General features: G+C 61.3%; 8 protein-coding genes. 1 reads left to right on the forward strand and 7 read right to left on the reverse strand.

From position 1 onward, the window contains the following. Nucleotides 1-55: 55 nt before the first annotated feature. From A7K61_RS20845 to iolC, 6 genes are all read right to left on the reverse strand, one after another. On the reverse strand, nt 56-1,066 hold the full coding sequence (locus A7K61_RS20845) for a Gfo/Idh/MocA family protein (protein WP_069558264.1): 1,011 nt from the start codon (nt 1,064-1,066) through the stop codon (nt 56-58). A 19-nt stretch (nt 1,067-1,085) separates the two neighbouring features. Then, nucleotides 1,086-3,017, reverse strand: coding sequence for a 3D-(3,5/4)-trihydroxycyclohexane-1,2-dione acylhydrolase (decyclizing) (gene iolD / locus A7K61_RS20850; RefSeq protein WP_069558265.1), 1,932 nt, complete (start codon nt 3,015-3,017; stop codon nt 1,086-1,088). A gap of 148 nt (nt 3,018-3,165) precedes the next feature. Beyond that, nucleotides 3,166-3,987, reverse strand: coding sequence for a TIM barrel protein (locus tag A7K61_RS20855; protein WP_047711016.1), 822 nt, complete (start codon nt 3,985-3,987; stop codon nt 3,166-3,168). Between the two features lie 26 nt (nt 3,988-4,013). After that, on the reverse strand, nt 4,014-4,802 hold the full coding sequence (gene iolB / locus A7K61_RS20860; protein WP_044274097.1) for a 5-deoxy-glucuronate isomerase: 789 nt from the start codon (nt 4,800-4,802) through the stop codon (nt 4,014-4,016). A gap of 3 nt (nt 4,803-4,805) precedes the next feature. Continuing rightward, entirely contained in the window at nt 4,806-5,693 is an 888-nt protein-coding gene (gene iolE, locus A7K61_RS20865; RefSeq protein ID WP_047711017.1) for a myo-inosose-2 dehydratase, read from the reverse strand. 149 nt (nt 5,694-5,842) lie between these two features. Further along, on the reverse strand, nt 5,843-7,780 hold the full coding sequence (gene iolC, locus A7K61_RS20870; RefSeq protein ID WP_069558266.1) for a 5-dehydro-2-deoxygluconokinase: 1,938 nt from the start codon (nt 7,778-7,780) through the stop codon (nt 5,843-5,845). Between the two features lie 284 nt (nt 7,781-8,064). Here iolC and A7K61_RS20875 point away from each other — a divergent pair, with 284 nt between their 5' ends. After that, nucleotides 8,065-8,973: a MurR/RpiR family transcriptional regulator gene (locus A7K61_RS20875; RefSeq protein WP_003191682.1), complete on the forward strand. Its 909-nt coding sequence runs from the start codon at nt 8,065-8,067 to the stop codon at nt 8,971-8,973. Nucleotides 8,974-9,210: 237 nt separating this feature from the next. Here the strand turns inward: A7K61_RS20875 and A7K61_RS20880 are convergent, their stop codons facing one another. Beyond that, nucleotides 9,211-10,116 carry a hypothetical protein gene (locus A7K61_RS20880; RefSeq protein ID WP_069558267.1) on the reverse strand — a complete coding sequence of 302 codons (906 nt, stop codon included), beginning with the start codon at nt 10,114-10,116 and terminating at the stop codon, nt 9,211-9,213. Nucleotides 10,117-10,363 lie beyond the last annotated feature (247 nt).

Raw genomic sequence — 10,363 nt, forward strand, 5'->3', positions numbered from 1 at the left:
GCATTCGCGAGCAAGCCCGCTCCCACACAGACTGCATTCCAATGTTGGATAGTGGTTAGCCGTAGAAGCGCGGGCGATCCGGCAGGCTGACTTTCACAATCTGCCCACTGCCCTGGGCTTCAATACACGCATCCGCCGCCACCGCCGCCGCAAACCCATCCCAGGCCGACGGCCCGCCGACTTGCCCGGCCAGCACGCTGTCGATAAACGCCTGCAACTCCACGTCATAGGCACCGATAAACCGATCCTTCCAATCCATCAGGATCGCATTGGACAGCTTCGCCTCGCTGCGCAGTTGCACCTGGGACGGCTCGGGCAACTTGGCGATGCCGCTCTCCCCTACCACTTCGCACTGGATGTCGTAGCCGTATTGGCAGTTCACAAACACTTCCACGTCGATACGCGTGCCTTTGGCGGTTTCCAGCAGCACGATCTGCGGGTCACGCAGGTGCGCCAGCGCCTTGCTGGTCTTGCGCGGGAACACCACCTGCACGGACACGTAGTCGTCATTAAGCAGCCAACGCAGCACGTCCAGCTCATGGATCAAGGTGTCGGTGATCGCCATGCCGGTGTTGTAGTTCTCGCCCACCGTGGGGTTGCGGTGCGCGCAGTGCAGCATCAACGGCTCGCCAATCTGGCCGCTGTCGATCACCGCCTTGAGGGCGCGGTAGCCTTGGTCGTACGGGCGCATGAAACCCACCTGGACCAGGCGTTTGCCGTGGGCCACTTCGGCCTCGACAATGTTGCGGCAACCCTCGGCCGTCACCGCCAGGGGTTTCTCACAGAACACCGGTTTGCCGGCGGCAATCGCGGCCAGCACAAATTCTTCATGGCTCGGCCCCCAGGACGTCACCAGTACCGCTTCGACCTCTGGCGCGTTGATCAGCGCATGGCCGTCCGGGTACACCTCGGCGTCCAGCTTCAAGTCGGCAACGACTTGGGCGGCTTGCTCAAGGTTGATATCGGTGACGGCCACCACCTGGCTGTTGAGCAGGGCCTGGCTGCAACGACGAATATGGTCCCGGCCGATGGCGCCCGTACCGATCACTCCAAGCTTCAAAGACATACAAACACTCCTCTTGTTGTTAGTACTGCCGGGCCTTGGCCAGGTGTTCATTGAGTTTTTTTGCCGCTGCATTCGTGCGTTCACTGGTGGACACTTGCGCCACCCCCACCCGCCACCACGACAGGTAGCCGTGGACCATGGTCTTGGGCAGCACCTTGATATCGATCAGCGTGGAGACGGTTTGCGTGCGGGCATCGGCCAACGCCGCTTCCAGCTGTTCCAACGTGCTGACCTTATAGGTCTTGCAGCCATAGGCCGCCGCACTCATGGCGAAATTCACCGGCACCAGGCCACCGTCGAGCTTGCCGCTCTCGGGGTTGCGGTAGCGGAACTCGGTGCCGAAGCTGTCCATGCCATTGCCGATCTGCAGGTTGTTGATGCAACCGAACGCCATGTTGTCCAACAGCACCACGTTGATCTTGCGCCGCTCCTGAATCGAGGTGGCCAGCTCCGAGTGCAGCATCATGTAGGAGCCATCGCCAACCAGGGCGTACACCTCCTTGCCTGGCTCGGCCAGCTTCACGCCCAGGGCGGCGTTGATCTCGTAGCCCATGCATGAGTAGCCATACTCGACGTGGTAGGTGTTGACGCCCTTGCTGCGCCAGGCGCGCTGCAAATCGCCGGGCAGGCTGCCGGCGGCGGCCACGATGATTGCGTCATCGGCCAGGCGCGCATTGAGCACGCCGAGCACCGCGCTTTGGGTCAGGCACGAACCGGTCAGTTCGATGAATTCGCGCAGGACGGCACGGTCCAGGTGGTCGTCGACTTCGGGGACGAACTCATCACCCAGGTATTGCACCTGATGCACGCGGTCCACTTCGGCGTCGAGTTGCGCCTTGGCGTCGGCGATCTGCTCGCCCCAGCCCGAGCGGTAATCGCCCAGGGCAGTGGCCAGTGCTTCAAGGGCCACTTTTGCATCGGCCAGCATTTGCACACCGTCCAGTTTCAAGGCGTCGGCTGGGCTGATATTGAGGTTGAGAAACTTCACCTCGGGGTGCTTGAACAGCGATTTTGACGAGGTGGTGAAGTCGGTATAACGGGTGCCGATGCCAATGATCAAATCGGCCTCGGGCGCCAGCAGGTTGGCCGCCAGGCAGCCGGTTTCGCCGATGCCGCCGACGTTCAGCGCATGGCTGGACACCACGGCGCTCTTGCCCGCCTGGGTTTCCGCGAAGGGAATATCGAACCGCTCGGCAAAGGCTTGCAGTGCCTGGTTGGCGCCGGAGTACTTGACCCCGCCGCCGCAAATGATCAGCGGCTTGCGCTTGCCGCGAAACGCCGCCAGCGCGTCATCGAGCATGGCGCGGGTGGCCGGGCGTCGGTCGATGCGGTGCACGCGTTTTTGCAGGAAGTAGTCGGGGTAGTCCCAGGCTTCGGCTTGTACATCCTGGGGCAAGGCCAGTGTTACCGCACCGGTTTCGGCCGGGTCGGTCAGCACGCGCATCGCGTGTATCGCCGCGGTCATCAGTTGCTCGGGGCGGTTGATGCGGTCCCAGTACTTGCTCACGGAACGGAAGGCGTCGTTGGTGCTGATGCTCAGGTCGTGGAACTGCTCGATCTGCTGCAACACCGGGTCGGGCTGGCGGCTGGCATACACATCGCCGGGCAGCAACAGCAACGGGATGCGGTTGGCGGTGGCAGTGGCTGCGGCGGTGAGCATATTGGCCGCACCCGGCCCGACCGAGGCCGTGCATGCATAGATCTTGCGGCGAAGGTGTTGCTTGGCAAACCCGATGGCGGCATGAGCCATGCCTTGCTCATTGCGGCCCTGATGCACCACCAGGTCGCCGCTGTCCTGCTCCAGGGCCTGACCAAGGCCCAACACATTGCCATGCCCGAAAATAGTGAATACCCCGGCGACAAACTTGCTCTGTACGCCGTCGACTTCGATGTATTGGTTATCCAGGAACTTCACCAGGGCCTGGGCCATGGTCAATCTTGTTGTGGTCATCACTTGCACCTTGTGTGAATGCAATTGGAATGTTCTACACCGATCCACTGTGGGAGCTGGCTTGCCTGCGATAGCGGTCTATCAGTTGCACAGGTATTGCCTGACACACCGCTATCGCAGGCAAGCCAGCTCCCACATTTTGATCGCGTTATGGCAGGGGCTTTTGCAAATACGCCATGCTGCTGCCCAACGCCTGCCGGATATCCGCCAACCCATGCACGCTTTCGGCAAACGGCTCGAACGACAAATAGCCGCTGTAGCCGGTGCTCAGCAAGGTCTCGATCTGCGCCGCATTGCCGAGGATATCGTCCTCGCCCACCAACACGCGGTGGCCGTCGCGGATCGAGTCGAGCGGCGCCTCGCGGTCTTCCACTCCGGAGATATGCACCAGGCCGGTCAGTTCCGGGAAGAACTCATGCTCGCCGGCCAGGTGATGGTGAAAGGTGTCGTGCACCACCCGGAATACATCCAGACCACCGATGGCCTTGATGGCATCCACTGCCACGCGCTTGCGGCGCAGAGCGGATACCGTGAAGCCCAGGGGCTCGATGAAACCGAGAATCCCGTACTCGCGCAGGATCAACGCCAGCTCGCTCAACGCCGTGCGCAAACCGGCGGCGCGCTGCGCATCGTTGCGCGTATCGCCAGGCTGATTGAACGGGCACATCACCAAGCCTTGGGCGCCGCACTCACGGGCGTAGGTGGCCAGTTCGATTGCCTGGGCACGGCGTTCGTCGTTCCACACATCAAAGGGGTACAGCGCGTTGATCGACAGCACCTTGATGCCCTGCGCCGCGCACAACTCGCGCACGCGGCTGGCGGGTGTGCCGTATTCGATTTCGCGGTTCTTGAGGTCGTTGCGGATCTCAATGGCCTCGCAGTTGAGGGCCGCCGCCAACTGAATAAAATCCGGCAACGACAGGTGGGGGGCGACCATGCGGTTAAGGGCAAAACGTAGCGGCGACTTCATTGTTTTTGTTCTCCGTCCAACACCGTTTAGAGGTCCAGCAGCCAGCTGTGCTGCGGGTCGTTATGGAAATGCCAGGCGCGCTTGGGGCCGGCCATCACGTTCAGGTAATAAGACTCGTAGCCGTACGGCACGCTGACCGGGTGATAGCCCTTGGGCACCACCACCAGGTCGCTGTTTTCCACGGCCATGGCCTGGTCGATGCTGCGATCGTCGGTGTACACGCGCTGGAATACAAAGCCCTGGGGCGGGTTGATCTGGTGGTAGTAGGTCTCTTCCAGGAAGCTCTGGTGCGGCAGGTCGTCGGTGTCGTGCTTGTGCGGTGGGTAGCTGGAGGAATGCCCCGACGGCGTGCGGACTTCCACCACCAGCAGCGAATGGGCCGGCTCGCTGTCGGGCAGGATGTCGCACACGTAACGGGTATTGGCGCCCTTGCCGCGCACACTGCGTTTGCACTGTTCCGGACGGATCAGGCGCGGAGCGAAACCCTCGGCGCCCGGGGCGGCGCAGACAGCGATCTGCACATCGCTCAAGGCGCTGATCTGCGCATCGGTGCCCGGCGGCAGGTAGGCGGCGAACGGCGATTTGTCCTCGAACACCGACTGGCGATCACCGAGGTTCTGCCAACTGAAGCCTTGGCCTTCGATCGTCACCCGACCGCTGAGCAACACCAGGCACAGCTCCTGATCACCTGCGCTGACCGGCAGGGTTTCGCCCAGGCTCAAACGGTAGGCGGCAAAGCCCACATACTCCAGGCGCCCCGCTTCCAGCGCCACCATGGTTTGCCCGCGTTTGCTGCTTTTGACCAACAAGCTCATCACTCAAGTCCTCTGGTTGAGAAGCGCACGCAGGGTGTCGTAACCCTTCTTGGCGTAGATATAGCTGGGCGCCACGGCCGGGTCCTGCTCGGCCTCTACCACCAGCCAGCCCTCGTAGTTCGCTGCAAGCAACACATCCAGCAACGGTGCGAAGTCGATATCTCCATCGCCGGGCACGGTAAAGGTGCCGTTGACGATGCAGTCCGGGAAGCTCCACATCTGGTTACGCGCCAGTTGCACCACGGGTTTGCGTACGTCCTTGAAATGCACATGGCAGACGCGGTCGATATGCTTGCGCAGCACCTCGAGGGGTTCACCGCCGCCCATGTAGCAGTGGCCCGAATCGAACAGCAAGCCGACTTCCGGGCCCGTGCGTTTGATCAACTGGTCGATGTCGTCGGGGGATTCGACGTAGGCGCCCATATGGTGGTGGTAGGCCAGACGCACGCCCTGGGACAAGGTGAAGCGCGCCAGTTCAGTGAGCTTGTCGGCGTAAGCCTGCCAGGCCTGTTCACTGTGAAAACGCGGGCGCTCGATCAGGCGGATGCGCGAGCCCTGGATCGAGTCGGCCACTTCGCCGTATACCAGCACCGAGGCGCCGTTGTGTTTGAGCAGTTCGACATGGCCGGCAATCGCCTCGATTTCTTCAGCCACCGAACGGCGGGCCAGGCGGCTGGAGTACCAACCGGACACCAGCGCCAGGTCATAGGGGCGCAACACGTCAGCGACGCCCTGGGCATCCTTGGGGAACTTGCCGTTGAGTTCAAAACCTTCGTAGCCGATGTCCTTGCCTTCGCTCAGGGCCGTGCTCAGCGGGGTCTCACCGCCGAGGGCCGGGAGGTCGTCGTTGCTCCAGGAGATCGGGTTGATGCCAATTCGGATTGCGGGCATGGCTGCACCTTTATTATTCAAGTCGCGTCTCAACTGTAGGAGCGAGCTTGCTCGCGAAAAACGCAAGGGCAGCGCGTTTCGCCAGAATGCCCGTGTAATCGTTAACGATCTTCGCGAGCAAGCTCGCTCCTACAGATATCGGTCATGTATCAGGTTCGGGCGTTGAGCCAGGCGTTGATGAGTTGTTCGAAGGTCGCTTGCACCTGCTGGATCAGCGTTTCGTCATCAATCTCCCCGGCCATCCACGCCCGGCTCGGCTCGTGGAAGATCGTGCGGCCCACGGCAAACCCACGGCAGGTGCTGCTCTGGCTGGCCTGCTTGAAGCCATCGGCGAGAAATTCGGGGGACGCATTCAGGCCCAGCAACACCACACCACGGCAGTAGGGGTCGCGTTCCTGGATCAGTTCGTCGAGCTTTTTCCAGTCTGCGGCCGACTGGGTTTCGATCTTCCACCAGGCCGGGTAGATGCCCAGGTTGTAGAGGCGCTTGAGGCTGCGGTAGAGCACATCCGGGTAGGTGGACGGGTGATCCTTGGGCGGGATGACTTCCAGCAGCAGTTCGTGGCCACTGACCAGCGACGCCTCGTACACCGCCTTGAGTTGCGCTTCCTGCTCCAGGCGCAGCATCGGCTCGTCATCGGGGTGAAATTGCACCAGGCACTTGATGATGTGTTCCTGGGGCCAGGCAATCAGGTTGCTGCCAATTGAACGCCCGTGCTCGAACGCCAGGGGCCGCGAGTTCTGCACCTCCACCGGGCGCGCGATCCACCAGCCGCGACCCGTGGCCGCGTTGAGTGCATCCTGGCCAAAGCGTTGGTCGGCGAGCAGGCCCACATCGGCCTCGACGCCCTGCTCGCTGAGTTTGCGCTCCACGCGTTCGATGGCCTGAATAAACAACTGCTTGATGTCGCTGATACGCTCAGGGGCCTGGCCGCCTTTTTGCGCCAGCTCCACCAATTGCCAACGGTGGTCGAAAGCAAACACGAACAGTTGCTTCCAGGCCTTGCGCGGCACCGTGACACGGTGCAGGCGTTGCAGGGTCACGTCCTGGTCCGGCCGGGTGATGGGCACGGGGCTGTTGAACAGGTAATCGAGTTCGGCAGGTGTCGGCATCGCTGGCGCGCAGGCGTGGCGAGACACCACCAGGCCGCCACAGGCATTGGCCAACTGGCTGCAACGCTCATCGCTGGCATCCTTGATCCAGCCGCTGAGAAAGCCCGACATAAAGGCATCACCGGCGCCCAGCACGTTGAGCACTTCAACCCGTACACCGGGGTAGATCGCCCCGTCTTCCAGGCACGCGGGAATCGCGCCGTGGATCACCGTGCAGCCCTGGGGGCCGAGCTTGACCACCAGGGTCGCCGGGGTCAGTTCACGCACGGTACACAGGGCCGTGAGCAGGTCTTCGCTGCCTCCGGCGATGAGGAATTCTTCTTCGGTGCCGACGATCAGGTCAAAGCGCGGCAGGATCTTCTGCACATGCTGGCTGACATTCTGGTCGGCAACAAAACGAGTTTCGCCATCGGCCTTGCCGGCCAGGCCCCACAACACGGGGCGATAGTCGATGTCCAGCACGCGCTTGACGTTGTGCTTGGCCGCATAATCCAAGGCCTGGAGGCTGGCTTTGTACACGCCGTCGGTGGAGAAATGCGTACCGGTGATCAACAGCGCCTTGCTGGAGGCAATAAAGGCTTCGCTGATGTCTTCGGCGCGCAGGGCCATGTCGGCGCAGTTTTCGCGGTAGAACACCAGGGGGAAGGTTTCGCGGTCCTTGAGGCCCAGCAGGACCAAGGCGGTGAGGCGCTCCGGGTCGACCTTGATGCCGCTGACATCACAGCCTTCGCGGGCCAGGGATTCCACCAGGAAACGGCCCATATGGTCATCGCCCACCCGGCTCAGCATTGCCGACTTGAGCCCAAGCCTGGCCGTGCCGAAAGCGATATTGGCGGAGGAACCGCCGAGGTACTTGGCGAAGCTGGACACATCTTCAAGCCGCGCACCGACTTGCTGCGCATAGAGATCGACGCCCAGGCGCCCGAGGCAAATCAGATCCAATTGACGCCCACTGGCAAAACGAGTCTGGCCCATGCTGGCTCCTGTTATTTTTATCAGCCTGCGTTGTGCCGCCGTGGCGACGGCAAACGCTCTTGGTGGGAGCAGACTAGAACGTACGCAGGCAGCAATCAATATTTATTCCATATTTATTTTTAGTGGAATATTTTTTCCAATACCCCAGGATAGTGGCACGCCAGCGCCCATGCATCGTTTCAGCAGGCCACGCGGCCCGTGATGCCGGGGTATTTTTTTGCGCCTACCCTGTAGACTTGCGCCACCTATCAGCGCATCAGACGAACACGCCAGAAGGATTGCCCATGTCCCGCACCGATCCCGAGACCACCCTGGAAGAAACTGTCGCCAGCCCTCCGGTCAATGCCGAACGCCTGTTGCAGCTGATCACCGACGAATACGAGAGCCTGCCGCGTCAGCTCAAACGCATCGCCAGTTACATGAGCCAGCAGAGCGACCGGATCATGGTCGACCGCATCAGCGACATCGCCCGGGAATGCGAAGTGCACCCCTCGGCCATCGTGCGGTTTTCCCAGCGTTTCGGCTTCAGTGGGTTCAGTGAGATGCAGGCGCTGTTTCGCGAGGCGTATACCCACAAGACCACGCCGGTGCAGAACTACCAGCAGCGCATCCGCAGCATGATCGCCAACAAGTCGCAGAAGGCCAGCGGCGGCGACCTGGCGCGTGAGTGCGTCAACGCCACCTTGTCGGGCATCGAACGCCTGGGGTTGGAGTTGGACGACGCTGCCTTCGAGAAAGCCGTGGACCTGGTGGTCAATGCCGACAACATTTACGTGGTTGGCGTGCGCCGCTCTTTTGCAGTGGCCGACTACCTGGTCTACAACCTGCAGCACACCAACAAGCGCATCCACTTGATCTCGGGCCTAGGCGGCAGTTATCGCGAGCAGATGCGCAGCGTGCGCGCCAATGACCTGGTGATCGCGATCAGTTTCACGCCCTACGGCAAAGAGACCCAGCACTGCCTGCGCATCGCGCAGCATCACCAAGCCAAGACCCTGATCATCACCGACAGCAACCTGTCGCCCCTGGCCAAGCGGGCGAACGCGGTGCTGTTGGTCAATGAAGGCTCTTCGTTTGCTTTCCGCTCGTTGAGCGCCACCCTGTGCCTGTGCCAGGCGTTGTTTATTGCGGTGGCGTATCGGTTGGAATTGAAGGTGGATGAAATCCATGAGCAGGTAGGATTCGACGACTGACAAGGCTTGCTCTATTTGCCCTCTGTAGGAGCGAGCTTGCTCGCGAAAAACCACAACGATAACGGGTACTCCCTGAGGGAACGTGGCGCCTGTGAATTTTTCGCGAGCAAGCTCGCTCCTACAAGGGGGAGCGAGCCAGGAGTGGGTTTAGTGCATGAAGATCGCGATCAGGATGATCACTGGAATCGGCACGCCGAGGAACCACAGCAGTAATGAGCGCATCATGTTCTCCTTGAATTAACGAACGTAGTTTTCGGTTTCGACGTACACCACGGCATCCCGGCGGCGACCGCCGAAGGTGGCGGCGAAGCTGGCGAAGAACGCCCCGATGAGCAGCGCTACAAAGGTCCACAGCGAGGTGTAAGCCGCCACTTTCGCTGCGGTCTCAGCGGCCTGTTTGGCTTTGAGCTTGGCGTCTTCAACGGCTTTGCGCGCATCGCCGTACACCTTGTCGATACGGGCTTCGGCATCGGCCTGGCTCAGGTTGGTACGTTGGCTGATCAGTTGGGCCAGGTAGGCACGATCTTCCGCTGCCAGTTGGCCGTCGTTGCTCAACGTACGCGTCAGGATGCGACCGACTACGGCGTGGGCTGCATCATCGCTGACCGCCGCGGGGCGATCATCGCGGAACAGGCTGTCGACGTAATAACCGAAGTCACCACTGTCGGCACCCTTGGCCGCACTGCCCGCCGCCTGGGTGAGGCCGCTGGCGGCGCCCGATGCCACACTTGCACCCGCTTTCACGCCGCCGCTGACCACACTGCTGACCGAACCGACCACCAGCATCGCCGTGATCAATGTGGCCACTGCCCACGCCAGGAAGCCATGGGCGGTATCGCGAAAGTACACCTCGTCGCCGTGCATATTGGCCCACTTCACCCGCAACCGACCGGCGATGTAACCGCCCAGGCCAGAAGCGACAATCTGGGTGAACGCCAGCCAGACAATCGTGGAAATGCCAAGGCCCTTGGCGCTGATACCGCTGTTAGCCCACGGCGACACCGCCGAGAAGCCCAGGCCTAAACCCAGCAACACCAGGATCAATGACAAGGCAGCCGCCGCAGCGGCCCCGGCAAAAATCGCCCCCCAGGAAACCCCGGAGAGCGTGCTTGACTCTTGCAGCGTGGATGAGGATGTGATCATTGTTGTTTTGCTCCAGGCACGAAAAATGATGTTACAAGTCTCAAAACGGACAGTGCAGGCAGCGTGCCAGTCGCCGATAAAATTAAATTCCTTTGATTTCAATTACTTATTTAAATTGAACTTAGCCACATCATGCAGGTTGCAATAAACGACGATATCAGGCGGGCGTAATGCACTCCCCTGTAGGAGCTGGCTTGCCTGCGATGGCCCTATACAACTTTGTCGCCTGTAGCAGCCGACGGTAACC

It is taken from the genome of Pseudomonas sp. AP42, assembly GCF_001728935.1.
GTDB classification, from domain to species: Bacteria; Pseudomonadota; Gammaproteobacteria; order Pseudomonadales; family Pseudomonadaceae; genus Aquipseudomonas; species Aquipseudomonas lactis.

Bases quoted from the DNA above. Each gene is read 5' to 3' on its own strand.
- A7K61_RS20845 (WP_069558264.1), bottom strand. From the start codon at position 1,066: ATGTCTTTGAAGCTTGGAGTGATCGGTACGGGCGCCATCGGCCGGGAC.
- iolD (WP_069558265.1), bottom strand. From the start codon at position 3,017: ATGACCACAACAAGATTGACCATGGCCCAGGCCCTGGTGAAGTTCCTG.
- A7K61_RS20855 (WP_047711016.1), bottom strand. From the start codon at position 3,987: ATGAAGTCGCCGCTACGTTTTGCCCTTAACCGCATGGTCGCCCCCCAC.
- iolB (WP_044274097.1), bottom strand. From the start codon at position 4,802: ATGAGCTTGTTGGTCAAAAGCAGCAAACGCGGGCAAACCATGGTGGCG.
- iolE (WP_047711017.1), bottom strand. From the start codon at position 5,693: ATGCCCGCAATCCGAATTGGCATCAACCCGATCTCCTGGAGCAACGAC.
- iolC (WP_069558266.1), bottom strand. From the start codon at position 7,780: ATGGGCCAGACTCGTTTTGCCAGTGGGCGTCAATTGGATCTGATTTGC.
- A7K61_RS20875 (WP_003191682.1), top strand. From the start codon at position 8,065: ATGTCCCGCACCGATCCCGAGACCACCCTGGAAGAAACTGTCGCCAGC.
- A7K61_RS20880 (WP_069558267.1), bottom strand. From the start codon at position 10,116: ATGATCACATCCTCATCCACGCTGCAAGAGTCAAGCACGCTCTCCGGG.